The organism is Bacillus vallismortis, assembly GCF_040784915.1.
GTDB classification, from domain to species: domain Bacteria; phylum Bacillota; class Bacilli; order Bacillales; family Bacillaceae; genus Bacillus; species Bacillus subtilis_G.
Map to the genome: position 1 here is coordinate 295,045 of NZ_CP160797.1, position 26,305 is coordinate 321,349.

A 26,305-nucleotide genomic window follows, 5' to 3' on the forward strand; every position below is an offset into this window, starting at 1 on the left:
AAACCTTGAAAAGCCGGGCTTTTCAAGGTTTTTTTATTTCTGGAACGGAATTTTGATTTCTAACCGGAAGACAGGATGGCGATAGGTGAAATCCAGTCTGCCAGAAGCGCTTTTTACCAGTTTTTGAATGATATATGTGCCCATGCCTTCATGATCGCCGCCGCTTTTCGTTGAACGGCCAAATGATTGATACAGTGTGTCGAGCACTTTTGGGTCCATGCCGGGCGTGCTGTTTTCACAAATCAGCACATAAAGCCCGCTGCGCAGCGAGGTTTCCAGTTTAATCTCCCCTTTTTCTCGGGCCTCCGCTGCACTGTCTAGCGCATTTTCCAATAGGTTGCCGACCAAGCTGACCTGGTCAGCGGGTGAAAACGGAAGTGAGGAAAGCGGGGTATGCATATTCAGCGCAACCTTCACACCTGAAGCACGTGCTTTTTCAAGAAAATCATAAAGCACCCCTGCAACGTACGCATTCTCTCCCTTTAAAAAACGGTCATATTGACTATACAGATCCGTACAGTTTTGGATATATGCTTGTGTATCTGCCTTGGACTGCGCTGCACGGATCGCTGTCATATGCTTCATTGTGTCGTGATTTCGGCTTCTGACATCCATCAGCATGTGATTGGCGTGCTGTTCAGCTTTCACCAGCTTATCAATTTGATCAGAAAGCCTTGCCTGCAAGGCAGACTGTCCGATACGAAGCCCTTCACATGCTGTAAATATCACGATCACAAACAATGCCGGCAGTATAGAAGCGCCAATCAGCACCGCCGCTGACATCACTTGAATGACAGCGATCCACATACAGAGCTGAGGGGAACAGCGATCCCACACCCGCTTCGTTTTCCAGAGGTACAAGCCTGCTGCAGCTGTGCCTAAAGCAGCCGCAAGCAAAGAGACGGCTGTACTGAGTGAAAGAGCAGCAGCCCCCTGATAAAATATGAAACTAAAAATAAACAAGCAAAGACATTGAAAAAAGGTAATCACGTTCCGAACTCCTCAAAAATAGTAGTTTTGAAAATAATCAAGCTGCTGCTTGGTGATCATCGCTTTTTTAGGCGTTCCCTCAAAAGCAACCGTAAACGAATGCTTTGTATAAGCGGAAAAATGCTTTATGTAATGGATGTTGATAATAAAGGAACGGTGTGAACGGAGAAAATCTTTCTCAGGCAGGTCACCTTTAATATCATTTAATGTTTGATACGTCTGCACCTCTTCGGCGGTTGTCACAATCGTCGTCGAACGTCCCGTCCGTTCTGCGAAGATGATATCTTTCTTTTGCAGGACGTGCATTTCAGATTTTTGCTTAATTAATATCCGTCCATTCAAACTCGTTTCCGTTTTCTTTTTCACATAACGGTCGAAAGAAGCCTTCAGCCGGTCGGCATGGTACGGCTTCATAATATAATCATGGACGTTCAGGTCAAAGGCGTGGACTGCATAGCCGCCGTTGCCGGTAACGAAAATCACATCCACATCAAGCGAGTGGGACCTGATCAAATCAGCAAGCTCGTAGCCAGACATGTGAGGCATCTCGATATCGGCAAGCAGCAAATCAATGTCTCCGTTCTTCACCCGCCTGTAGGCTTCCTTCGCTGAATCGGTCGAAAAGACTAATTCGATATCCTGTATTCTGGACACGATCGCTTCCAGTTTCTCTAAATCTACTCGATAATCATCGACAAGTCCGACTTTTACCATTATCATTCCCCTAGTTACATAGAATCATCTTTATTTTATCCCATTTCGCGACATAAAAAGAACTCTTCGCGACAACTTTATCCAACAAATCCAGCAATTCGTATATAGTCATTACTAGAAATAACGAAAAGGGAGATTGTGACATGATTACACTGACCGATTGCAGCCGCAGGTTTCATGATAAGAAAAAAGTAGTCAAAGCGGTGCGAGATGTAAGCTTAACCATTCAAAAAGGAGAAGTCGTCGGCATTCTCGGAGAAAACGGTGCCGGCAAAACCACGATGCTGAGAATGATTGCTGCCTTGCTTGAACCATCACAGGGTGCTATCACTGTAGCCGGCTTTGACACGGTCAAGCAGCCCGCCGAGGTCAAAAAAAGAATCGGCGTCTTATTCGGAGGAGAAACCGGACTTTACGACCGGATGACCGCTAAAGAAAATTTACAATATTTCGGCCGGCTGTACGGGTTAAACCGCCACGAAATCAAAGCAAGAATAGAAGATTTATCGAAACGGTTCGGTATGCGTGATTATATGAACAGGAGAGTGGGTGGGTTTTCTAAAGGGATGAGGCAGAAAGTCGCCATTGCTAGAGCGCTGATTCACGATCCGGACATCATTTTATTTGATGAGCCGACAACAGGACTTGATATTACATCAAGCAACATCTTCCGCGAATTTATCCAGCAGCTGAAAAGAGAACAAAAAACCATTCTATTTTCCAGCCACATTATGGAGGAAGTGCAGGCGCTCTGTGACAGTGTCATCATGATTCACAGCGGAGAGGTGATTTACCGGGGAGCGCTTGAATCATTATACGAGAGCGAGCGGAGCAACGATTTGAATTACATCTTTATGTCTAAGCTTGTCAGGGGGATTTCTTAAATGCTGAGCCATATTTATAAAAAAGAAATGATCGACGCGCTGCGCGATAGAAAAACGATATTACTCACGATTTTAGTTCCAATGATTACAATGCTTGGGCTTGTATTCTTTTATGAAAGCATGCTGTCCGACAAAGGGGAGCAATACACACTGGCTGTCGGCCATTCTCTGCCGTCCGCACTGGAAAGCAAGTTCAATGTGATTAACGAGATCAGTGTAAAAACATTTACAAATCCTGAAGAGGCGGTTGATGACGGAAAAGCAGATGTGTACCTGAACGTCCCGAAAGAGTTCGACTCATATGTCAACAGCATGACGCCTTTTAAAATCGATGTTTACGGCAATTCAATCGATCAAGGCTCGTCAAATGCCATGCAGCTTGTGCAATCTGCCTTAGATCAGTACAAAAATGAAATTGTCCAAGACCGTTTAACAAATAAGCATATTGATCAATCGGTAATCCAGCCGTTTATGATTCAGCAAAAGGAAGGGGACGAGGAGAAAGGGGCTTCGGCTATTATGATTTCTGCCATTTTGCCCATGCTGATCCTGACATCCATTGTTTCGGGCGCAATGCCGATTGCTCTTGATATCATGGCTGGGGAAAAGGACAGGAAATCAATCGAAGCACTGCTGTTGACGCCGGTCAGCCGAAACAAAGTGCTGGTCGGCAAGTGGCTTGCGGTTTCCACTTTTGGAATTGCTTCAGGCGTATTGGCTTTGATGTTTTTGATTTTGTCCACCGTGTTATTTACCGAAAATTTAAGGACCGCCTTCCAGTTGGGAGATCATATGTGGGTTGTGCTCGGCGCTTCCGCCTTAATCATCGTGCTTTCTGCATTGCTGATCTCTGCGATGGAGCTTTTCATCAGCATCATTTCCAGCTCGGTAAAAGAAGCGCAAAGCTATATGTCTCTTGTCGTCTTTCTGCCTGTGTTCCCGATGTTTTTCATCCTCAGCAAGGCACCGAACCAATTTGATTTATCATACTTTTTCATCCCATTTCTGAACCTGCACGCTTTATTCAAACAGCTTTTATTCGGGATGATTGACCCGGCTGCCATTTTGTATACATCAGGAACCATCGCCGTGCTCATCGCCATATTCTTTTTACTGGCCAGAGCCTGCTTCTTGAAGGATAAATGGGTTCTGCCAAAATAAACTTGCAAAAGGAGAAATACACTTTCTCCTTTTTGTATATCCTGATAAAAGGAGGAAAATAGAAAAAGGATATCTAATACAGAAAGTGACCCTGCACTATTTTTCATCAAAATTTGTTTCGAAGGAGAAGAAACAATGGATCAAACACGTACTCTTGGCAAAACGAAGCTGCGGGTGAAGCGGATCGGATTCGGCGCGAATGCGGTCGGCGGACATAATCTATTTCCGAACCTGAATGATGAAACAGGGAAGGATTTGGTGAGAACGGCATTGGATGGCGGCGTGAATTTTATTGATACCGCCTTTATATACGGACTGGGGCGTTCTGAAGAATTAATCGGCGAAGTTGTGCAGGAACGCGGCGCACGGAATGAGCTCATGATTGCCACCAAAGGGGCCCATAAAGAAGTGAATGGCAGCATTGAATTAGACAACAGCCGGGAGTTTCTTCGCGGCGAGGTGGAAAAGAGTCTGAAGCGCTTGAAAACAGATTACATTGATTTGTATTATGTTCATTTCCCTGATGGCAAAACCCCTCTTGCTGAGGTGGCAGGCACGCTGAAGGAGCTGAAGGATGAGGGGAAAATCAAAGCGATCGGCGCTTCAAACCTCAATGATCAGCAATTGCAGGAATTTAATGCAGACGGCTATTTGGAGGTCTTCCAGGCAGAATACTCTCTCATTCAGCGTGATGCCGAGAGGGAGATTCTTCCATACTGTGAAAAACACGGCATATCCTTTATTCCTTATTTTCCGCTCGCGTCCGGACTGCTGACAGGAAAATTCACGAAAGATACGGTCTTTGATGACTTTAGAAAGGATAAGCCGCAATTTCAGGGAGAAACGTTTATTCACAACCTCACAAAAGTAGATAAGCTGAAAGCGGTGGCGGAGGAAAAACAAGCGGAGACGGCACATGTCGCATTGGCGTGGCTGTTAACGAGACCGGCAATAGACGCCATCATTCCAGGCGCTAAGCGTCCAGAGCAATTGAAAGATAACCTGAAAACCTTGAACATTGAACTGACCGAAGATGAAGTGGAATTTATCAGCGGGATTTTTACATAAAAAAGGAAATAGCAGCGGTGGCTATTTCCTTTTGGTGTTTTATTCTTTGATGAATGCTTCGACTAATTCTGCTGCTCTGTAATCGTCCATATCAAGCTGCCATTGGTCGATGTCGTTCTTCTTCATTTTCACTTCAACCGTTTTTTCAGATGAAGCCGGTCCGAGCTTTTTGAATTCCTCAGGATATACTTGAAGCGCGTATTTCACAGCATCCTCATAGCTCGCGCCAGCATTCTTGCTGTAGTAGTCTTTTACTCTGTCTTCGATGCGGTCTGAGAGCGAAGACGCATCTACAGGTTTGATAGTGGCTTCAACAATTGCTTCGTCTTTAGAGAGCGATGTGGTTTTCGCCTGGATGGAAGAGTTTTTGCTTAATCCCGCTTTAATGCCGTTTACGATATTATCAAGCGCTTTGCTGTCCGCGTATGTGCTTGAAAGGCCGGAAGCAGAGAGATAGCCGTCTTTGGCTGATTCGTTGAAATCATGTACAATTTCGTTTTTGTTGGCACCGGTGATTTTTTCGAAATCAGCGTTGTCTTTACCGAAAAGAAGGACGTCAACATAAGCCGATAATGCTTTTGCAGAGTCTTGTAGCTGATCGGCTGTTGCAAGGATTTTTTTGTCTTTACCATTAATTTTGAAAGTAACTGATTTTGGCTTTTTATCACCGTAAGATTCCGGCGTATAGTTAAGCTCGTATTTCTCGCCTTTATCTACAACAAAGAAAAGGCTTCCTTCAACGGATTTATCAGCGTTAATCGTGCTGCTGCGCAGCTTTTCGTTATAGTCTTCAGGGTCTGTGTCAGACATTTTGGTATCATCTTGGTACAAAGTGAAATCCATACTGTCTACATTCAGCGGCTCTTTCCCTGTGTTTTTCACAGCGACATTGACTTTTAACACAAGCTGGCCATCTGTAGTGGACTTATCATATTTAGACGGCAGTGTATAAGAGACATCTTTAAGTTTGACTTGAGCTATATCTGAGCTTTTTTCTGTTTCTGACTCTTTCTTCTCCGCGCTTGTTTTGCTTCCGGAACAAGCGGCTGTAAACATCATCAGCAGAAGAATTAGGAAAACAGCTTGCGTTTTTTTCTGGAACATTCTTTTTCCTCCTCAAGTGGTTTTGGGTAAGAGAGTCTTTTGTCTTTGAGAAATGGATCTTTTTGAATGGATTAGCATCAAATAACCAAAAAAATCAGTTCTTTTCTCACGGTTTTCACCGGGTTTTATGGAAACTCCGCCCTTCTTTGTTATAAATGGACCTATAAAAGTTACAACGGATTTAATTTTAAGATTATTGGCTTTTATATTGAATAGGTTCATCATCCTATTTTTGGTGAAAAATGTTCTGGTAAAACTGGTAAACTCAGAAATTTGTGTATTTTAGACTATTACTTTTTGATTAGTTAGAGGGGGCGTCTTGTTGAACAAAGAGGAAATGAAACAAAAAGCACTGGAAATCGGCCGGGTTCCGGAACACTTAAAACTGGAAATTGAAGATTATGGCGATGATGAAAAAAGAACCTATTTTTGTTGGATAGATCCTCACGATGAACACATCGGCATTATCGTGGAACTTGATCCGGACGGGCAGCTTACGTCACTTTCCCGTGATATTGAGCCTGAGAGCAAAAAAAGGCTGTCTGAAGAGCAATTAGAGAATATCATGCGCCAATTTGTCGAGACTCATTATCCCGGAGCGCTCACTGACTTTGTCTGTGAAGAAAATGGCCGTACATACGATGATAAGGTGAGATTTTCATATGTTCAAATAGAGGACGGTCTTCCTCTTCCCATGAGCGGATTTATGGCGGATATCACCTTATCAGGCGAGATCATTTACTTCCGCTATTACGGGAAAGCGGGCAGCATCATCAAACCAAAGCGGATCGCTGATGATGAGGAGGCACTTGCCTTTATCAAGAAGGATGTGGAGTTCAACCTATTGTTTGAAGTTCTCAATCGTTCTGTTTACAAAAACGGGGACGATCAGCCGCATTTGGTGTATGAGCCTGAATGCAGAGCCATCACCGTGCCCGCGGATTTGGTTCTAGAAGAATGGGCAATTGATGACGATGACAGGGAGCGTGAAAGCTTTCCTCTCCCTTTATTCGAAGACATTTATGAAAAGGTTGATCTAAGCAGCATGATCGGCATCGAAAAAGAGTTTGTCAAAGAGCGGGAAGCGGATTTGGGAGACGGAAAAATCGGGACTGTTTGGCGGAATCCGGATGATCCTGTATATGAGCCGGCGGATAAAAGCATGGACAGCTGGTTTAGAGGACGGGTTCATCAAGTGCTGAAAACCATCCATAACAAAGATACCGGAAAACTCGAAAGTGTCATGTCATTTATGGAGAAAAAAGGGCCGTTGACAGTAACTGAGGCAGAGTGTGAAAAAATTGCGATTCGCTTCCTGTTTGCTTTATTTCCGAATGCCGATCAATATTTTAAGATCAGGTACGACGAACCGGATGAAGAAGATAACGCAGTCGCTGGTTTTACATTTGAAGCGCACTGTCATGGAGTGCCGCTCCGGTTTGGACAGACCAGAATCTGCGTCAGCCGCCAGACCGGCCGCATTACCGCTTATATGGGACCGGATATTGACCCGAAGGAGCTGGAAACCATTCATCCGGTTCCGGCTATTTCAGCAGAACAAGCGAAGTCTATCTTCTGGAAGCATTTTAAAGTTGAGCTTAGCTGGGAGAGGGAATACCGTGATGATGAAGGAAACAGCTACCGGCTCGTCTACAAGCCGGTGTATCCGTGTTTTATTGAAGCCCATACAGGAGAGCCAGTGATGAGTGTCTGGTAAAACAGTAAAAGGCCATACAAATGCCAACAAATATATAAGATGACGTGTGATGAAAGTAACAGAAAGAATATTAGAGAATAAAGACAATAATATAAAAGGACCTTTCTTCACTTTAAATGAAGAAGGGTCCTTTTATATAATAAACAGGATTCTCTTTGTCGTAGACTCTTTTGAAAGGATGACTTCATTGGTTAATAAACAGCTGAAAAAGAAGGCGCAAGGAATCGGGAATGTACCGCCGCATTATGAGCTTGAGATAGAAGATTACGACCAAAAGCAAAAGAAAAAGGGGCAGGCGTACTTCATCTGGAAGGACCCTAAAGATCCTGAAAAGCACATTACAGTTGAACTTGGAAATGACGGCGCTTTGCTCACCTTTTCAACAACCGTGCGCTCCGAGGCAGACAAAAAGCTCCCAGATGCCGAGCTGAAGCTGAAGGCTCTTCAATTTGCTGCTGCCAACCATCCCGGCACATTTATGAAATTTCATTTTCAGGGCAAGGAAGAACGGGGGCAACGCATCCGTTTTATATATGCCAAAATGGAACTGGGGCTTCCGCTTCCCAATTCAGGCTTTTTGATTGATATGACACGCAGCGGACAGATTGTCCATTTTTTATATTACGGAGAAGGGCATAAAGCCGAAGTTCCAAAGGAATTTGTAGCAAAAGAGAAGGTTGTGTCCCATTACGTAAATACAATGTCTTTGCGGCTGATGTACGATGTCATAGATGGCGAACAGGCACCAAGGCTTCTGTATGAACCGATTCTGCCGGGATACAGCTATCCCGCCGATGTAGACGAAATCGTTCCCGACCAGCATATCGCTGATGAAAGAATAGAAAACGGGACGCCCCTGCCGACGCTTCAGAACACGGAAAAAATCGATATATATACGATGCTGGGCTTCACCCCTGATATGCAGAAAGTCAGTGAAAAGGACTTTGGAGAAGAAATGGGAAGCACGTGGCGCGAAGGAACTGCGCCGGAGCGGAAGGATTTAAGCATAGGGAGTTATTTTGAAACGAGAAATAAAAACACAATCAAAATAAAAACGGACAAAACAACAGGGAAGTTAAAAGCAGCGCTCTCTTTTATGGAACAGCGGAACACCCGCCAATGCTCAATAGAAGAATGCCAAAGGACAGCGCTTCAGTTTTTATATGCGCTTTATCCTAGAGCGGCTGAGTTTTTCAAAGTGAATCCCATCCTAATTGATGAAAGAGGGAGAATCCGCAATCATTTTTCTGTCTGGTATAAAGAAGTGCCGCTGCGGTTCGGTGCTGCCCGAATCATTGTCAATCCGGAAACCGGAATGATAGATGCTTTTATGGCGCCGGATATTGATCCTGAACAATTAGAATCAATCAATCACAGGCCGGATGTTTCAGCTCAAGAAGCGAGAGAAACGTTTTTAGCCGCTTTTGATGTGAAGCTGGAATGGCAGCCTGATTTTACAGCGGGCAGCGTTCAGCATTACAAGCTGGTGTATAAGCCTGTTTATCCTTCCTACATTGATGCGCACATAAGGAAAAAGAAAAGGCTGTGAGGGTGTCTAGTCAGGAATCATCTGCAAGTGGGGGTAGTCCTTGAATCGTTTCCAGTCGCCGCCCCACTCAAAACCGAGCTTCTTAGCAATCTCGACAACCTCCACCCAATCTGATTGACCGTTTTGATTGCCGTCATATTCTATGTCCCAAATGATGCTGCCATCCTTTTTTTGCAGGGCGAAATCTATGGCGAAACCATAGTTATGATACGATTCTCCTCCTCTTGCATAGGTGACAATATTCCCTTCTTTTGTACGCCCCTGTTTATATAATTCGTCTTGTTCCTTAAAGGACCTGAATCCTTCTGTAATGACAACGTTAATGCCTTTTTTCGCCGCTGCGGCCTTGAGAGCATCGGCGTTCTGTTTCACAATCGGATGAAGATCCGAAGGGACAGGCATATTCTGCAGGGCGTTTTGAGAATGCCATTCGTTTCGTATATAACTAAAACACAGATCAAGAAGAAACAGAATACATAAGATAACGGATATTTTTGCGGATAATTTCATATCGGTCTCACTTTCTCATGATGTGCTGAATGTTTTCGCTTTTAAGTGATTGACTCTCTCTAAAAGAGAACAGCTATGATAAAATATAACATAAATAGTAGCAGGAGGAAGGAGGCAGATAGATGAGAGCAAAGATTCCATCTGAGGAAGTAGCAGTAAAGCTAAACGAATGGTACAAGCTCATTCGCGCATTTGAAGCAGATCAAGCAGAAGCGTTAAAGCAGGAGATCGAATACGATTTAGAAGACATGGAAGAAAATCAGGACTTGCTTTTATATTTTTCTTTGATGGAATTCCGGCATCGAATCATGCTGGATAAGCTGATGCCGGTGAAAGACAGCGACACCAAGCCTCCGTTCTCTGATATGCTGAACGAAATTGAAAGCAATCAGCAAAAACTCACAGGCTTATTGGAATACTACTTTTATTATTTCAGAGGGATGTACGAATTTAAACAGAAAAATTTCATATTAGCGATTGACCATTATAAACATGCCGAGGAAAAGCTTGAGTATGTCGAGGATGAGATCGAAAAAGCTGAGTTTCTTTTTAAGGTTGCAGAAGTGTATTATCACATCAAACAAACGTATTTTTCCATGAATTATGCGAGCCAGGCGCTTGATATCTATACGAAATATGAGCTGTACGGGCGCCGCCGCGTGCAGTGTGAATTTATCATTGCCGGAAATTTGACCGATGTTTATCATTATGAAAAAGCGCTGATACACTTGTGCAGTGCCTTAGATCATGCGAGGCAGCTTGAAGAATCGTATATGATCGCCGCTGCCCATTATAATGTCGGACACTGTAAGTACAGTCTGGGAGATTTCAATGAAGCGGAGGGCTATATTAAAACAGCCGCCGTCATTTTTGAGAGGCACAACTTTCAGCAGGTCGTTCAAGCCGTTTTTTCACTGACCCATATCTACTGTAAACAGGCAAAATACGACAAAGCGGCAGAAGCATATGACCGCGGGATCAAGAGCGCTGCTGAATGGGCAGATGACATGTACTTGACGAAATTCCGCCTCATTCATGAGCTTTATCTTGGCAGCGGCGACTGGAAGGTGCTTGAAGAATGCTTCGACCTGCTGGAATCCCGCCAGCTTCTTGCCGATGCTGAAGAACTGCTGCATGATACAGCGGAACATTTCAATCAGCAAGAACGTTACGAGTCCGCCGCTTTCTTTTACCGCAGGCTGATGAATATTAAAAAGAAGCTTGCTGAGCAGCGTTTTCGATAGAAAATGGCAGAGAACATACAGGTTCTCTGCTTTTTTATGCTGTTTTCAACCCGGAAAAATGGGGTATTTTCCACTGCATAATGGAAAATCAGAGGAGGATATCGTTTATGTATAAAGATTTAACCGGAAAAACAGCGATCGTGACAGGTTCTTCAAAAGGAATCGGGAAAGCCATTGCGGAACGGTTCGGGCAGGAGAAAATGAATGTTGTTGTGAATTATCACAGCGACCCGTCTGGAGCCGATGAAACGGTGGACATCATTAAGCATAACGGAGGGAAAGCCGTCGCAGTTGAGGCGGACGTGTCAAAAGAAGAAGGAATTCAGGCGCTCTTGGACACCGCTTTAGACCATTTCGGCACGCTCGATGTTCTGGTGAACAACTCGGGTTTTAACGGCGCGGAGGCTATGCCGCATGAGATGAGTCTTGAAGATTGGCAGAGAGTCATTGATGTCAACATCACCGGAACCTTTCTGGGAGCAAAAGCAGCCCTTAGCCACATGATGAAAAACAACATCAAAGGCAATGTGCTGAATATTTCGAGCGTTCACCAGCAGATCCCGCGCCCCGTCAATGTTCAGTATTCCACGTCGAAAGGCGGCATCAAGATGATGACAGAAACGCTGGCGCTCAATTATGCGGATAAAGGAATTCGCGTCAACGCAATAGCGCCCGGAACCATTGCCACAGAATCAAATGTGGATACGAAAAAGGAAGAGAGCAGACAAAAACAATTGAAAAAAATCCCAATGAATGCCTTCGGAAAGCCGGAAGAAGTGGCAGCAGCAGCGGCTTGGCTTGTTTCTGAGGAAGCGAGCTATGTAACCGGCACCACACTCTTCGTCGATGGCGGAATGACAATTTATCCGTCTCAGCTTGAATAGAACATAAAACAGGGGGATTGCGGGATGAAGACAGACTGGTGGAAGGATGCGGTGGTCTATCAAGTTTATCCGAGAAGCTTTCAGGACAGCAATGGAGATGGAATTGGAGATTTGCGGGGAATTATGTCCCGCCTTGATTACATAAAGGAGCTCGGAGCAGACGTGATTTGGATTTGCCCGATTTATCCTTCTCCGAATGTTGATTACGGCTATGATGTGACAGACCATAAGACGATTATGGATTCATACGGAACGATGGACGATTTTCACGAGCTGCTTGACCAGGTGCATCAGCGCGGATTAAAGCTAGTGATGGATTTTGTGTTAAATCACACCTCGGTCGAGCACCCGTGGTTTAAAGAAGCGGAGCTGGACAAAAACAGCAAATACCGCAGCTATTACATTTGGCGCCCTGGCACAAAGAACGGCCTACCGACGGACTGGGTGTCTGACTACGGATGCCCGGTCTGGCAATACGAGGAGCACACGGGAGAATATTATCTCCATATGAATGCCGTCAAACAAGCTGATTTAAATTGGGAACATCCTGAGGTGCGCCAAGCGGTATTTGACATGATGAGATTTTGGCTTGATAAAGGGGTGGACGGGTTACGGATTGATCAGCTCCATCTCATCTCTAAGAAAGAATATCTACCTTCGTATGAGGACTATATCAACCAGCGGGCAGAGCCGAAGTCTTTCCAGCCAAATGGCGAACGGATTCATGACTATTTAAAAGAAATGACAGATAAAGTATTTTCTCAATATGATGTCATGTCCGTCGGAGAGGCAGGAAGCGCCACACCGGAGGAAGGCCTGAAGTATACGGGAACAGATAAGCATGAACTGAACATGATTTTTCACTTTCAGCATATGGAGCTTGACCAGCAACCGGGAAAAGAACATTGGGATGTAAAACCCCTTGAGCTTTCTGATTTAAAGTCTGTTTTGACAACATGGCAAAAGAAGCTTGAATATGAAGGGTGGAATACATTGTTTTGGTGCAACCATGATCAGCCCCGGATTGTGTCGCGATTCGGAGACGATGGGGAATACCGGAAAGAATCCGCGAAAATGCTGGCCGCCGTTCTTTATTTCATGAAGGGCACGCCGTATATTTATCAAGGAGAAGAAATCGGGATGACAAACGCGCCGTTTACCCGAATTGAGGACTATAAAGATATCCAAACGGTCAATATGTATCATAAACGGGTGTTTGAAAAAGGCTATGATCCAGAAGATGTGATGAGATCGATCTTAGCCAAAAGCCGGGATCACGCCCGGACGCCGATGCAGTGGAGCAGCGGCAAGAATGCCGGATTTACTGACGGCACGCCTTGGCTGAAGGTCAACCCGAACTTCTCGACTATCAATGTGGAGGAAGCACAGGCAGATCCTGATTCGATCTTAACCTACTACAAAAAGCTGTTCAGCCTGAGAAAGCAGTACGCTGACCTCATGAAAGGAAGCTATGATCTTTTGCTTCCGGATGATCCGCAGCTGTTTGTATACATGAGAGAAAATGGAAAACAGCAGCTTTTGTCGGTCAATAACTTTTCAAAAGAGCAGGCTGTTTTCCGTTGGCCTAAGTATTGCGGAAAGGATCAGGCATCCTTGCTTCTCAGCAATTATAAAAACAACGGTGATCTGGCTGACGAAATGGTGTTTCAGCCTTACGAGAGCAGAGTATATCTTCTGGACAAAACAATCAAATGACTCAGCCCGCCCGGCTTTTTAGCCGGGTTTTTTAAGTACATATATTCGCCCCATAGACGGGAAGAATAACATCAAAACGAAAATTACTCTTGCAAAACGTAATGACTTCGGTTTATTATGATATAGGATTACAAAATCGTTATCATTTTGATTTAAAGTTCATGTGAAAAAGAGGGGATATACGATATGTTTAAAAAATGGAGCGGCTTGTTTGTGATTGCAGCGTGCTTTTTATTAGTCGCAGCATGCGGCAATTCATCAACAAAAGGGTCGGCGGATTCTAAGAGTGATAAACTGCACATTGTCACAACGTTCTACCCGATGTATGAATTTACGAAACAAATTGTAAAAGATAAAGGAGATGTGGATTTGTTAATTCCATCTTCCGTTGAACCGCATGATTGGGAACCGACGCCAAAAGACATTGCCAACATTCAAGATGCTGATTTGTTCGTTTATAATAGTGAATACATGGAAACTTGGGTTCCGTCAGCTGAAAAAAGCATGGGTCAAGGCCATGCCGTTTTCGTCAACGCGAGCAAAGGCATTGATTTAATGGAAGGTTCGGAAGAAGAACACGAAGAGCATGAAGAACACGGAGAGCACGAGGAGCATGAGCACAGCCATAGCCATGCAATGGACCCTCACGTATGGCTCAGCCCTGTTCTGGCGCAGAAGGAAGTTGAAAATATTACGGCGCAGATCGTAAAGCAGGACCCGGATAACAAAGAATACTATGAGAAAAATAGTAAAGAATATATTGCAAAACTGCAGGATCTTGATAAACTATATCGTACAACCGTAAAAAAAGCGGTGAAGAAAGAATTCATCACACAGCATACAGCTTTTAGCTATTTGGCAAAAGAATACGGTCTGACGCAGGTTCCGATTGCAGGGCTTTCGCCTGACCAAGAACCGAGCGCAGCCGACTTAGCAAAACTGAAAACGTATGCCAAAGAACATAACGTAAAAGTCATTTACTTTGAAGAAATTGCATCCTCAAAGGTCGCAGAAACGCTGGCCAGTGAAATCGGCGCAAAGACTGAAGTGCTCAATACACTGGAGGGCTTAAGCAAAGAAGAACAAGATAAAGGTTTAGGGTATATCGACATTATGAAACAAAACCTCGATGCCCTTAAAGATTCACTATTGGATAAATCATAAGATAGTGTGCGCCGGAGGGTGCACACTATTTCTTTGTGAGAAAGGAAGATTGACATGAATCTCGTCTCATTGAAAGATATCGTTTTCGGCTATTCCCATACGCCTGTTTTGGATAAAGTATCACTTGATATTGAAAGCGGTGAGTTTGTCGGCATCACGGGCCCAAACGGCGCCGCTAAATCGACGCTTATGAAAGTCATGCTCGGCATGCTGAAACCGTGGGAAGGCACGGTGACGATCAGTAAAAGGAATACAGAAGGAAAACGCCTGACGATAGGCTACGTCCCGCAGCAAATTTCTTCATTTAATGCCGGTTTTCCAAGTACGGTGCTGGAGCTTGTGCAGTCAGGCCGATACACAAAAGGGAAATGGTTTAAACGTTTAAATGAAGAAGATCATATCGAAGTGGAAAAAGCGTTGAAAATGGTGGAAATGTGGGAGCTCCGCGAGCGGAAAATCGGCGACTTATCAGGCGGACAGAAGCAGAAAATCTGTATCGCAAGAATGCTTGCCAGCAATCCGGATCTCTTAATGCTGGACGAACCGACAACAGCCGTTGACTATGACAGCAGAAAAGGATTTTACGAATTTATGCACCATCTCGTGAAAAATCACAACCGCACAGTTGTGATGGTCACTCATGAACAAAATGAAGTGCAGCAATTTTTAGATAAAGTAATTCGATTAGAGAGAGGAGAAAAAGGCGGATGGAAATGTTTGACTTGGAATTCATGCGACGAGCTTTTCTAGCAGGCGGCATGATCGCCATCATGGCCCCGATTTTAGGGGTTTATCTCGTTCTCAGAAGACAGGCCTTAATGGCTGACACACTATCACATATTTCATTGTCAGGTGTGGCCATCGGCTTTTTTCTCAGCACCAATATTACCGCGGCGAGCATCGTCGTCGTGACCGTAGGCGCAATCGGGATTGAATACATGCGGCGGGCATACCGAACCTATTCAGAAGTGTCCATTGCCATCTTAATGGCGGCTGGTTTGTCCTTCGCGATGTTTTTAATCAGCCTTTCAAAAGGCACAGCCAATATGAGCATTGACCAATACCTATTTGGATCGCTCGTGACCGTAAACCAGCAGCAGGTCTATATTATCGGCATCATTACACTGCTGATCCTGCTTTACTTTATCGTACTGAGAAGACCGCTCTACCTGCTGACGTTTGATGAAGCAACAGCAAAAACGTCCGGAATCAATACAAACGTTCTGTCGATGTCATTCAGTATCGTCACAGGGCTTGCGATCTCAGTCATTATTCCGATCATCGGGGTTCTTCTTGTATCAGCCCTGCTCGTATTGCCGGCAGCATTCGCCATTAGAATTGCGAAAGGCTTTAACATGGTATTTATCGCAGCTATACTCATTTCGTTATTCAGTGTTTTTATGGGACTGACATCATCTTATCAGCTCGGAACGCCGCCAGGGCCGTCTATTACCCTGCTTTTGATCGTTCTGCTTTTGATTGGATTTGCGGTTCAGGGCGTTTGGACGTTTATCAAAAAAGAAGCCCTGCGTAAAAAAGGGCGCCGGTAACAAGAAAAGCAGTTTTTCCATCGGAAAAACTGCTTTTTTTATAGAAACAACCCGGCAATACGCTCATATGATTCCTTTTTCGCCTCAAAATCAAACACATTGCAAAGAACCATAATTTCATTTGTTTCATAACGGTCTGTGAGCTCTAAAAGCTGCTGTTTGACAGTGTTTGGAGAACCGATCACCATTCGCTTTCTGTTTTCTTCTATGAGCTTTTTATCGGACTCTGTGTAGGGATGCGTTTTTGCCTCCTCGCTGCTCGGCACGCGGCTGTCCAAGCCTTTTCCGACGCGAAGAAGCCATAAATCCTGGCTTAACGCGAGCTCTTCTGCCTCCTCATCTGTTTTTGCGCAAATGACAAAAATCGTAAACAATGCGGCCGGAGACGAGAAATGAGCTGACGGCCGAAAGTTTTCCCGGTAAACACGAAATGCATTTTCTCCTCGCTCGGGGTTAATGAAATGCCCAAACACATATCCAATCCCCTGATGCGCCGCGCGTCTTGCGCTGTTTTCACCGAGACCGAGCACCCATAGCTCCGGTGCAGTTTCAATAAGCGGCGCCGCTTTGATTCCGGCATACGGATGCCCGGCAGGAAGCGAATCCGTGAGAAAACAAGAGACATCCTGCAGTTGTCTGTTGAAATCGGTTAAGCTTTTTTTCACCCCGTCCGTTAGCGCAAGGCGGGTTTTTGTCGTGCCGCCGGGGGAACGCCCGACACCGAGGTCAATCCGATTGGGATACAGGGCCTCAAGCTGGCGAAAGGTTTCAGCCACTTTAAACGGGCTGTACTGGGGCAGCAGCACGCCGCCTGACCCGACACGGATCGTGTTTGTCTGTGCCGCGATGCGGGCGATCATAATTTCCGGCGCCGTGCTTGCCAGTCCTTTCGTGCTGTGATGTTCGGCAAACCAATAACGCTTATAGCCCCACTGTTCGCTTAATTGGGCAAGCTCAACCGAATGCTGAAGAGTTGTCACAGGGCTTTCTCCTTTAGAAACAGGTGCCTGGTCTAGTATGCTGAAATGAATCAAAAGGCCGCTTCCTTTCTGTCTGTTTTTAGAATGTGACACAAGAATAGGCAAAATGACTCGCTCACGTCAAATGGTTTGTTTTAGAATCACAATTCATATGATTTGCAAAAATCACATCAAATATGGAAGTTTTTTTCGAGGATTTTCGTCAATTATTCTTAACTTTTATGAAACTTTGCTATAATAACAAACGTATCTATTAATAATTTACGGCATACTCATCTTCCCTTTGTACGTAAAAATAAATGTGACTATATTCACATCTTGATGATTAGGAGTGAATCGTGTGGCGATTTCTTTAGAAAAAGGACAGCGTATTGATTTAACAAAAGGAAAAGCGGGCTTATCAAAATTGATGGTCGGTCTCGGCTGGGACCCGGTTTCATCAGGAGGAGGCGGTTTTTTCGGAAAGCTGCTCGGCGGGGGCGGACCCAATGTCGACTGTGACGCTTCAGTATTGATGCTCGAAAACGGCAAATTCACCGATAAGAAAAATATCATCTATTTCGGCAACCTGAAAAGCCGCTGCGGCGGTGTCAAACATACAGGCGATAACCTGACAGGCGACGGTGCGGGTGATGACGAACAAATTATGATAGATTTGGAAAAAGTGCCTGCAAATATCGACAGGCTTGTATTTGTTGTTAATATTTATGATTGTGTCAGAAGAAAACAAGATTTCGGCATGATTCAAAATGCGTTTATCCGTGTGGTCGATCAATCTAAAAATGAAGAAATGCTCAAATACAATTTAAAAGACAATTATGCCGGGAGAACAAGCTTAATTACGGCTGAAATCTACCGCCAGGACGGCGAGTGGAAATTCGCGGCGATCGGTGAAGGCACAAACGATACGAGATTAGAAGATATTATCAGCCGATACGTATAAAAGAAAAAAGGAGTGGATGAAACATGGCAATTTCATTGGCAAAAGGACAAAAAGTAGATTTAACAAAAACAAATCCAGGTCTTTCAAAGGTTGTTGTCGGTTTAGGCTGGGATACGAATAAGTATGACGGCGGACATGACTTTGACCTTGACTCAAGTGTATTTCTTTTAGATGCGTCTGGAAAATGCGCATCTCAAAATGATTTTATTTTCTACAACCAGCTTGAAGGCGGCAATGGTTCAGTCGTTCATTCAGGCGATAACCTGACAGGTCTTGGCGAAGGCGATGATGAGAATGTAAAAGTGAATCTCAGCGCCGTACCTGCCAATATCGACAAAATCTCATTTGTCATCACGATTCACGAAGCGGAAGCGCGCAGCCAAAACTTTGGACAAGTGTCAAACGCGTTCGTTCGCATCGTCAATGAAGAAACAAATGAAGAGCTCATCCGTTACGATCTGGCGGAAGATTTCTCTATTGAAACAGCAATTATCGCTGGAGAGCTTTACCGACATAACGGCGAGTGGAAATTCTCCGCTATCGGCTCAGGCTACCAAGGCGGCCTTGCCCGCATCGCAACAGACTTCGGCTTGCAAGTTGGTTAGGACAGATTACGAAGAGCAGAAAGGAGAGAGGCAGTATGGCTATTCAATTAGCAAAAGGACAGCGTGTTGATTTAACGAAAACAAATCCGGGACTCACAAAAGCGGTGATCGGTTTAGGCTGGGATACAAATAAGTACTCAGGCGGACACGATTTTGACCTGGATGCTTCAGCTTTTTTAGTTGATGCGCATGACAACTGCGTGAATGATCTCGATTTCGTCTTCTATAATAACCTTGAGCATCCGAGCGGCGGTGTCATCCATACGGGTGACAACCGCACGGGTGAAGGTGACGGAGATGATGAGCAGCTCATCGTTGATTTTTCAAAAATCCCTGCTCACATTGAGAAAATAGGTATCACAGTGACCATTCACGACGCTGAAGCACGCAGCCAAAACTTCGGACAAGTTTCCAATGCGTTTGTACGCGTTGTGGACGAAGAGACGCAGAATGAACTTCTTCGCTTCGACTTGGGAGAAGATTTCTCTATTGAGACAGCCGTTGTCGTTTGTGAGCTTTACAGACACGGCGAGGAGTGGAAATTCAATGCGATCGGCAGCGGTTTTTCCGGCGGGCTGGCTGCATTGTGCCGGAACTACGGTTTGCAAGTGTAAGCGAGTGACAAATAGAGAAGTCACCGTTTTCAATTAATAGGAGGAAAAAATTTGGACTTTTTACATCATATCATGTCTACGTATGCTTCATTTTTCGATTGGAAAATGTGGGGGGAAGTGTTGTCTGATCCTGTTTCCTGGGGTCTGATTGGTTCTCTTGTTGTTTTGGAAGGCCTTTTATCGGCCGATAACGCGCTTGTTCTTGCGGTGATGGTCAAACACCTGCCGGAAAAACAGCGGAAAAAAGCGTTAACGTATGGTTTATTTGGAGCTTATATTTTCAGGTTTATTTTTATCGGGCTCGGTATGCTCCTCATCAAGTTTTGGTGGATCAAGGTGCTTGGCGCGCTTTATCTGGCTTGGCTCGTCATTAAGCACTTCTGGATCGGCGAAAAAGATGAGGAAACGGACGGCATGAAGAAAAACTCTTGGATGGTCCGCACGTTCGGTATTTTCTGGGCGACTGTTATTTCAGTTGAATTGATGGACCTTGCCTTCTCTGTGGACAGCATTCTGGCCGCATTTGCGGTATCTGAAAAAGTATGGGTGCTTCTGGTCGGCGGTATGCTCGGTATATTAATGATGCGTACAGTGGCAAAAGTATTCCTTGTACTGATTGATAAAATTCCTGAGCTGGAAAACACAGCATTCGTGTTAATCGGAATTATCGCGCTGAAAATGGCCGGGAGTGCCTTCCATTACGAAATGCCGCACTCTGTATTCTTCATTATCATTATCGCTGCTTTTGCGATTACATTTATCATTCACTATATCAACAAACAAAAGCAAGTGCGCGAACAGACAGCCGCGTCAAAAGAAGAATAAAACAAAACAAGGAGGGAGGTTTATGTCCTTCCTTTTTTGTTACAGAAAAGAGGTGACGTGTGTGCGGTATTTCCACTATTTATCAACACATCAAGAAGAAAATGTATTTTATCAAGCGCCGAAACAGGTCACGAAAGAGGCGCCTAAGAAGCTGCTTGAGCACGCACTGGGGGCCGTATTATATATGCCGGCAACCCGCCCGGACATAGCGGCGATGATAACGGAACACAAATATGAGGATTTATCATCTATTGTTTTCTGTCTGGAGGATGCGATTGGAGATCATGAGGTCAAGCGGGCTGAACATAATGTGAGCCGCCAATTAGAGTTGATTGAGCAGGCGATCCAGCACCGCAAGATAAAGCCGGACCATCTCCCGTTTATGTTTGTGCGTGTACGGTCTCCGAAACAGCTGCTGCAATTAGCCGATACCCTGAAACCTGCACTCCATTTGTTAACAGGATTTGTCTTCCCAAAATTCTCAGCGGAAAACGCCCGTGACTATGTTGAAGCACTTGAAGGCATATCCGGTGACATGACGGTGCCGCTTTACGGCATGCCGATATTGGAAACACCCGATTTGTTAATGAAAGAGACAAGGGCTGCTGCTTTGTCTGAAATGAGTATGATTTTGCATCAGCATCAGGACTTGATCTTAAATGTGCGGATCGGTGCGACTGATTTATGCGGATTATACGGCATCAGAAGAAAGTCGGAGCAAACGATATATGATATCCGTATGATTGCGGACTTTATGTCAGATATCATCAATTACTTCGGCCGGGAGTTCGTTATTTCAGGCCCTGTATGGGAGTATTTTCAGGCATCGCAAAAGCCCCATCTGCTATCGGCGCACCCGCCAGTTGAGCTGAATGAGTATGTAAAAGGTTTGGTGAAGGAAACCGAACTTGACATCGCCAACGGCATTCACGGAAAAACGGTCATTCATCCGACCCATCTCAAAATTGTAAACAGCCTGTATGTTGTAACAAAGGAAGACTATATGGATGCGTTAAGCATTATTCATCACGGAAACGGTTCAATCGGCGTGATGAAAAGCCATTTTTCTAACAAAATGAATGAAATCAAGCCTCATATGAAATGGGCTGAAAAAATCTTATTAAAATCAGAAATTTATGGGGTGTATCATGAAAACCGATCTTTCACCGATTTGCTCAACGAACAGCAAAACCCTTCAAATATTGGACAATATGGCGGTTGATCTGTCGGTCACAGACAACCCGCTTTTCATACCTGAACAAGCATTATTCGAGATGGCGGCAAGAGTGAATAAAAAAAGGGGCTTTTTATTTGTCAGCAAAGTGCTGGGCAAACATATCCCGGTTCACCCGCTGAAGCCGCTTTTAGCGTCCGGGCTGCTTGCCTTGGAATACGCTGAGCGGAAAACCGGACAGGAGCTAAAGGAAAAAAACGAGATCTTGAACGGACTTCTTTCAGAAACGGAAAGCGAGCTTCAAGCTGCTTATCAAACGCTTCAACAGCACCCTGTTACACTGGACGAAGCGCCGCTTGTAATCGGGTTTGCGGAAACGGCGACGGCGCTTGGACACGCGGTTTATGATTGCATTGAACAAGCGTCGTTTGTCCATACAACACGTGAACAGATCCGAAACACAGAGCCTTCGATCACATTTGTGGAAGAGCATTCCCATGCCACTGATCAGCTGTGTTACGCAGAACCAGATATGATGAACAACAGCTGTCCGATTCTTCTTGTAGATGATGAAATCACCACAGGGAAAACCGCATTACATATGATTCGGGATATCCAATCCAAATTTCCGCGCAAAGAATACGCTGTCCTGTCTTTATTGGATTGGCGGACGGAGGAGCATAAGAAGGCATACGCAGAGGCTGAACGGGAATTAGGCGTCACAATTTCAACCGTTGCTTTATTATCAGGGCGGATTTCCTTTAAGGGTGTGCCGTTGTCCGAGTCCTCCTGCAACTACAGCCCGAAGCCGCAAGGAACAGCGATAAACAGAACGGACATTGATATATCGGATTTCTTCACATCCGTTCCTTATCAGCCGGAAACATCCGCAAACGTTCATTCTTACGTGAAAGAAACAGGGCGATTCGGCGTAAAGCCGTCTGAGCGAAAGGCTGTTCACGAAGCTTGCCGCCAAGCAGCGCTTTACATCGAACAATATCGGAAGGGCAAAAGAACACTCGTGCTTGGAACGGGAGAGCTGATGTATCTGCCAATGAAAATCGCCTCAAAGCTTGGCGGTTCGGTTTCCTATCACTCTACCACGCGCAGTCCGATTCACCCGGTTGCAAAACAAGGTTATGCCGTGCAAAACGGTTATTCATTTATGAATCCGGAAGATGAGGCGGTTCGCCATTTTGTCTATAACCTTCCTGCCGGAGCGTATGACGAAGTCTTTTTCTGTCTGGAAAAGAACGTTTCGGATGAGGCGTTACAGCCGATTTTTGATATTTTCAAAGAAAAAGAAGTGCCTCATATCCACATTGTAACTCTCTCAGGAAAGGCGTGATCTGATTTGAAAGACGTTATTGACCGTATTGGGAGCTATCCAGAAGAAGATGTGACCTTTCTATTAAAAGACTTGTCCGCTGTATCCATTGAAAAAAGTACGGAAGAACGGGAGAAGTCAATTCAAAGCGGCATCCATTATTCAGAAATGCTGCCGATCGAATACAAGCCGACAGATGAATACATGAAACTGTTTTATGCCTCGCTGGAAGACAGCAAACAGAAGGTCGCATTAGCGGCGGGAGTTGTTGCGGAGCAGATTTATGAAAAAAGCGGGAAAGATGCGGTTTTGTGCAGTTTGGCAAGAGCAGGCACGCCGATCGGTGTCTTGATCAAACGTTATATCAAAATGAAGTATCATGTCTCGCTGCCGCACTATAGCATCTCTATCATTCGGGACAGGGGAATTGATGAGATTGCCTTGCATTATATGTTGAAGCATCATCCGGAAGGCAAGGTTGCGTTTATCGACGGATGGACAGGCAAAGGCGCCATCACGAAAGAACTGATCCGCTCTGTAGAACGCTTTAATCAACGCTTTGGAACAAGGCTGTCTTCTGAAATCGCGGTGCTTGCCGATCCGGGGCATTGCGCGGATATTTATGGTACGAAGGAAGACTTTCTGATTCCGAGCGCTTGCTTGAATTCTACTGTATCAGGACTTGTCAGCCGCACAGTTTTAAATGAAAAGTGGATCGGGCCGTCTGACTTTCATGGGGCGAAATATTACAAAGAGCTCAGCGAAGAGGATGTATCCAATCTCTATATTGAAACGATAGCGGAGCAATTTCCGTCTATTCATAAAGAAGCAGAACGCCTGGCACTTAGGCTGCAAAACGATCGTGTGAAACCAGATTGGAACGGTCTAGCTTCCATTGAGACTATCCAAAAGCAATTCGGCATCAGCAACACAAATCTGATTAAGCCGGGTGTTGGGGAAACGACCCGCGTGCTTTTGCGAAGAGTGCCTTGGAAAATACTCATTCAGCCGGGTGCTGAAGAAGCATTGCAGCATATTTTATTGCTTGCGAAGGATCGGGGCGTGCCTGTGGAAGAATACAAGAATATGTCATATCGCTGCTGCGGGCTGATTCGTCCGGCGGAGAAAAGCCTATGAACGCATTCGCCAGTGATTTAGACAGAACATTAATTTACTCGAGGCGCATGATCAGCAATCCTGATAAGGAAGCGGGGGTTGAGCTGATAGAAACACTGAACGGCCGTGACATCTCTTATATCTCGGGAGTGACAAAAGAGAACTTAAGGCAAATTCAGAAGGATCACTATTTTATTCCTGTCACCACACGCACAAATGAGCAGTATAAGAGAATTGTTTGTTTTCAGCAGGACATTGTGCCCGAATATGCTGTGACTACGAATGGCGGCTGTATTTTAAAGGACGGCCAGCCTCTGAAAGAGTGGGACGAGTTCATAAAAGAGCAGCTCGCATCGTGTCTGCCGATTGAGGCTATGCTGAGAGAAATCGCAATTCTGCCTGTAGCGCAAGCGGTTGAAAGAACCCGAACGGCACATCATTATTTTGTCTATCTTATCTTGAACGAAGAGAAAATAGCCGGCCTCGATCCCGCTGCTGTGAAGGAGTGGGGGGCTGAAAAAGGATGGCAGGTATCCCTGCAGGGGCGAAAGCTTTACTTTATTCCGAAGCCGCTTAATAAATGGAGGGCGGTCGAATATCTGAAATCGAGGCTTTCGCTTGATGAAATCTATACAGCGGGAGATTCGCTACTGGATCTTGAACTGATTCAGGAAGCTGATTTCGGCATCGCGCCCGCTCATGGCGAGGTGCTGCGCCACTGTCCGGAATTACGCAAAACGAAAGCAAGCGGCATGATGGCAGGTGAAGAAATCACAGCGTCTGTTTTATCCCGAATAACCCGATTAAAACAAGTATAATGCATACAAACAGACCAGAAAGGAGGATATGATGAGACAAGAAGAGTTAATCATTCATAAAACAGTTCCCGCCGACGGGGATTGGAAAAACATGTTGTTTCAGACGCTGCCCGAGCGGGAGCGCTATGAGAAGGAAAACGGGCTGTCTTTTTCGAGGCTCGCCGGACAAATACTGGGTACGCCCATAGATGAAACGGACTATTATAACGACTTGTATGAGCTATCGGTTAAGGATCATATTTATATCTTAAGCGAGACGCTTGATAAAACGATCGCGCCGGAAACGTTTCAGGCGCTTCAGCATATTCATTCCATCAATCAGAAAGAAAAAGGGCTGTCGGTCAGCCGTTTTGTCGCCTTTCTGGACGGGGAGCAGCTGATTGCGAAGCATACAAACCCCCTCATGCACCGCCATTTGAGAAAAGCATTGATGACGCTTTTACATACCTTTGCAGACCATCATGAGCAGGGGCTGAATCATCCTGATTTTCGCAGAGTATTGCTTGATGTCTCTAAGTTTTCTTTGAATCACCTGAATCCTTGGCTGGAAAAAACCGATATAGAACGGGAGATGCCAAAAGTTGTTTGGTACGGAGACGCAACGAAGAGTCAGCTCTATTTCTTATATTATCTGATGTTAGCCGGCTGCGATGTCCTATTGTTCCATCCGGCGGGAACCGATCAGCTGGCGCTTGTCGATCCGAAGCAGGAGCTCAGTTTTACGGAAAAGCTCCCTGATGTTTCGGAGCTTCAGCCGTTTCCAAAAGAAAAACCGGATCGGAAATCAACCGTAGCCTACCGCTCAACAAAGGAAATTGAACATGTGCTGAATCATGAGGAATCCATGCTGTACAAGCCATGGCAGTTCAGGGATCATACACCGATGTCTGTTACGCTGAAAACGACCTATGATGAACTGTTTTTAATCGCAAAAGAGCGGGCCTTCATTCGGCCGAATTTCAAAGCCGATAAACATTCCATTGAGATTCCGAATGTATTCGCCAAAATCATGGGCGTGTCGAAAGACCATAAAGAATATTGGAACAGGCTTCATACATTAGAGGATTACCAGGAAACAGAAATGATCAGAAGCTTTCCGTTTACAGAAGAAATCAAATCGAACTATCAATTTCATTACAGCCACGCGCTAGACCATGAAGGGAACATTGATCCGGACAAGCTGATGGCAAGCAATGTGTGGCAGTACAAGCAGCTTCCGGCGGGCGTTCAGGCTGCCATTGCCAAAACGATTTCGAGAATGTGCAGGCACCCGCGTCTTAAAGCTTTGCATCAGGAACAAGTCAAGGATGTTCAAATTTACTTGTTTAAACAAACAACGAACCTGTCTGCTAAGCTGCTGAAATTGATTCAGATGTTCGACTATGCGCAAACTGTTCCGAAACTCGTTTTATATCATACGGAAATGAGCGGCGGACTCACGCGTTCAGATGCTGCCGCCCTGCTGTTCCTGAATGAAATCGGAATCGATATCATCATGTATAACCCTCCCGGCCATCAAGACATTGAGCAGTTTATTGAAGAGGATCAGTATGATATCCACTGGCTGGACGACATGGTGTTTCAGCAGGACTATAAGGAGCCTTCACTTGTAAAAAGGCTGTTCAGAACGATTACCCAAAAGTAAGGA

General features: G+C 45.0%; 26 protein-coding genes. 20 read left to right on the plus strand and 6 right to left on the minus strand.

Annotation, left to right across the window (positions count from 1 at the left end; all coding sequences use genetic code 11):
- Window positions 1-33: 33 nt before the first annotated feature.
- Window positions 34-990, minus strand: a complete 957-nt coding sequence (locus ABZM97_RS01625; protein WP_367387144.1) for a sensor histidine kinase — start codon at window positions 988-990, stop codon at window positions 34-36.
- A gap of 12 nt (window positions 991-1,002) precedes the next feature.
- Window positions 1,003-1,704: a two-component system response regulator NatR gene (natR, locus tag ABZM97_RS01630; protein WP_087993103.1), complete on the minus strand. Its 702-nt coding sequence runs from the start codon at window positions 1,702-1,704 to the stop codon at window positions 1,003-1,005.
- 143 nt (window positions 1,705-1,847) lie between these two features.
- Here natR and natA point away from each other — a divergent pair, with 143 nt between their 5' ends.
- The 3 genes from natA (at window position 1,848) to ABZM97_RS01645 (ending at window position 4,817) form a co-directional block, all read left to right on the plus strand.
- Complete coding sequence (gene natA / locus ABZM97_RS01635; protein WP_087993104.1) at window positions 1,848-2,588, plus strand: sodium ABC transporter ATP-binding protein NatA; 741 nt, start codon at window positions 1,848-1,850, stop codon at window positions 2,586-2,588.
- Window positions 2,589-3,749, plus strand: coding sequence for an ABC transporter permease (locus ABZM97_RS01640; RefSeq protein ID WP_202328673.1), 1,161 nt, complete (start codon window positions 2,589-2,591; stop codon window positions 3,747-3,749).
- A 135-nt stretch (window positions 3,750-3,884) separates the two neighbouring features.
- A complete protein-coding gene (locus tag ABZM97_RS01645) occupies window positions 3,885-4,817 on the plus strand; it encodes an aldo/keto reductase (protein ID WP_202328675.1) in 933 nt (310 codons plus the stop codon).
- A 39-nt stretch (window positions 4,818-4,856) separates the two neighbouring features.
- Here the strand turns inward: ABZM97_RS01645 and ABZM97_RS01650 are convergent, their stop codons facing one another.
- Together ABZM97_RS01650 and ABZM97_RS01655 are read right to left on the minus strand one after the other, a co-directional pair.
- Entirely contained in the window at window positions 4,857-5,921 is a 1,065-nt protein-coding gene (locus ABZM97_RS01650; protein WP_087993107.1) for a DUF4352 domain-containing protein, read from the minus strand.
- 12 nt (window positions 5,922-5,933) lie between these two features.
- Entirely contained in the window at window positions 5,934-6,074 is a 141-nt protein-coding gene (locus tag ABZM97_RS01655) for a hypothetical protein (protein WP_141113426.1), read from the minus strand.
- A 184-nt stretch (window positions 6,075-6,258) separates the two neighbouring features.
- On the opposite strand from ABZM97_RS01655, the gene ABZM97_RS01660 reads away from it, so the two are divergent.
- Entirely contained in the window at window positions 6,259-7,638 is a 1,380-nt protein-coding gene (locus ABZM97_RS01660) for a YcdB/YcdC domain-containing protein (protein ID WP_367387468.1), read from the plus strand.
- Between the two features lie 187 nt (window positions 7,639-7,825).
- Window positions 7,826-9,187 (plus strand): YcdB/YcdC domain-containing protein, encoded by a 1,362-nt coding sequence (locus ABZM97_RS01665; RefSeq protein WP_202328677.1) that lies wholly within the window; start codon window positions 7,826-7,828, stop codon window positions 9,185-9,187.
- Between the two features lie 6 nt (window positions 9,188-9,193).
- On the opposite strand, the gene ABZM97_RS01670 is transcribed toward ABZM97_RS01665, so the two are convergent.
- The gene (locus ABZM97_RS01670) at window positions 9,194-9,697 is read right to left on the minus strand and encodes a M15 family metallopeptidase (RefSeq protein ID WP_087993108.1); all 504 of its coding nucleotides are present in this window, start codon (window positions 9,695-9,697) and stop codon (window positions 9,194-9,196) included.
- A 122-nt stretch (window positions 9,698-9,819) separates the two neighbouring features.
- On the opposite strand from ABZM97_RS01670, the gene ABZM97_RS01675 reads away from it, so the two are divergent.
- The 6 genes from ABZM97_RS01675 (at window position 9,820) to znuB (ending at window position 16,255) form a co-directional block, all read left to right on the plus strand.
- Window positions 9,820-10,941 (plus strand): RapH N-terminal domain-containing protein, encoded by a 1,122-nt coding sequence (locus ABZM97_RS01675; RefSeq protein WP_087993109.1) that lies wholly within the window; start codon window positions 9,820-9,822, stop codon window positions 10,939-10,941.
- A 107-nt stretch (window positions 10,942-11,048) separates the two neighbouring features.
- Window positions 11,049-11,825 (plus strand): SDR family oxidoreductase, encoded by a 777-nt coding sequence (locus ABZM97_RS01680; RefSeq protein WP_087993110.1) that lies wholly within the window; start codon window positions 11,049-11,051, stop codon window positions 11,823-11,825.
- 24 nt (window positions 11,826-11,849) lie between these two features.
- Complete coding sequence (locus ABZM97_RS01685; RefSeq protein ID WP_367387145.1) at window positions 11,850-13,541, plus strand: alpha-glucosidase; 1,692 nt, start codon at window positions 11,850-11,852, stop codon at window positions 13,539-13,541.
- Window positions 13,542-13,727: 186 nt separating this feature from the next.
- Window positions 13,728-14,705, plus strand: a complete 978-nt coding sequence (locus ABZM97_RS01690; RefSeq protein WP_202328682.1) for a metal ABC transporter substrate-binding protein — start codon at window positions 13,728-13,730, stop codon at window positions 14,703-14,705.
- A gap of 54 nt (window positions 14,706-14,759) precedes the next feature.
- Window positions 14,760-15,455 (plus strand): zinc ABC transporter ATP-binding protein ZnuC, encoded by a 696-nt coding sequence (znuC, locus tag ABZM97_RS01695; RefSeq protein WP_087993113.1) that lies wholly within the window; start codon window positions 14,760-14,762, stop codon window positions 15,453-15,455.
- Window positions 15,413-16,255, plus strand: a complete 843-nt coding sequence (znuB, locus tag ABZM97_RS01700; protein WP_087993114.1) for a zinc ABC transporter permease ZnuB — start codon at window positions 15,413-15,415, stop codon at window positions 16,253-16,255. The genes znuC and znuB overlap by 43 nt, the downstream gene beginning before the upstream one ends.
- A 38-nt stretch (window positions 16,256-16,293) precedes the next feature.
- Here znuB and ABZM97_RS01705 read toward each other — a convergent pair whose 3' ends face one another.
- On the minus strand, window positions 16,294-17,289 hold the full coding sequence (locus ABZM97_RS01705; RefSeq protein ID WP_367387146.1) for an LLM class flavin-dependent oxidoreductase: 996 nt from the start codon (window positions 17,287-17,289) through the stop codon (window positions 16,294-16,296).
- 286 nt (window positions 17,290-17,575) lie between these two features.
- Here ABZM97_RS01705 and ABZM97_RS01710 point away from each other — a divergent pair, with 286 nt between their 5' ends.
- From ABZM97_RS01710 to ABZM97_RS01750, 9 genes are all read left to right on the plus strand, one after another.
- On the plus strand, window positions 17,576-18,178 hold the full coding sequence (locus ABZM97_RS01710) for a TerD family protein (RefSeq protein WP_202328684.1): 603 nt from the start codon (window positions 17,576-17,578) through the stop codon (window positions 18,176-18,178).
- A 23-nt stretch (window positions 18,179-18,201) separates the two neighbouring features.
- The gene (locus ABZM97_RS01715; protein WP_087993117.1) at window positions 18,202-18,783 is read left to right on the plus strand and encodes a TerD family protein; all 582 of its coding nucleotides are present in this window, start codon (window positions 18,202-18,204) and stop codon (window positions 18,781-18,783) included.
- A gap of 35 nt (window positions 18,784-18,818) precedes the next feature.
- Entirely contained in the window at window positions 18,819-19,397 is a 579-nt protein-coding gene (locus tag ABZM97_RS01720) for a TerD family protein (protein ID WP_087993118.1), read from the plus strand.
- Between the two features lie 51 nt (window positions 19,398-19,448).
- On the plus strand, window positions 19,449-20,222 hold the full coding sequence (locus ABZM97_RS01725; protein ID WP_087993119.1) for a TerC family protein: 774 nt from the start codon (window positions 19,449-19,451) through the stop codon (window positions 20,220-20,222).
- A gap of 61 nt (window positions 20,223-20,283) precedes the next feature.
- Window positions 20,284-21,444, plus strand: coding sequence for an HpcH/HpaI aldolase/citrate lyase family protein (locus ABZM97_RS01730; RefSeq protein WP_087993180.1), 1,161 nt, complete (start codon window positions 20,284-20,286; stop codon window positions 21,442-21,444).
- Complete coding sequence (locus tag ABZM97_RS01735; protein ID WP_087993181.1) at window positions 21,434-22,744, plus strand: phosphoribosyltransferase family protein; 1,311 nt, start codon at window positions 21,434-21,436, stop codon at window positions 22,742-22,744. Before ABZM97_RS01730 ends, ABZM97_RS01735 begins: the two co-directional genes overlap by 11 nt.
- 6 nt (window positions 22,745-22,750) lie before the next feature.
- Window positions 22,751-23,860 carry a cysteine protease StiP family protein gene (locus tag ABZM97_RS01740; RefSeq protein ID WP_253268800.1) on the plus strand — a complete coding sequence of 370 codons (1,110 nt, stop codon included), beginning with the start codon at window positions 22,751-22,753 and terminating at the stop codon, window positions 23,858-23,860.
- Window positions 23,857-24,657, plus strand: coding sequence for an HAD family hydrolase (locus tag ABZM97_RS01745; protein WP_367387147.1), 801 nt, complete (start codon window positions 23,857-23,859; stop codon window positions 24,655-24,657). Before ABZM97_RS01740 ends, ABZM97_RS01745 begins: the two co-directional genes overlap by 4 nt.
- A gap of 31 nt (window positions 24,658-24,688) precedes the next feature.
- Window positions 24,689-26,302, plus strand: a complete 1,614-nt coding sequence (locus ABZM97_RS01750) for a YceG family protein (protein ID WP_253269143.1) — start codon at window positions 24,689-24,691, stop codon at window positions 26,300-26,302.
- Window positions 26,303-26,305 lie beyond the last annotated feature (3 nt).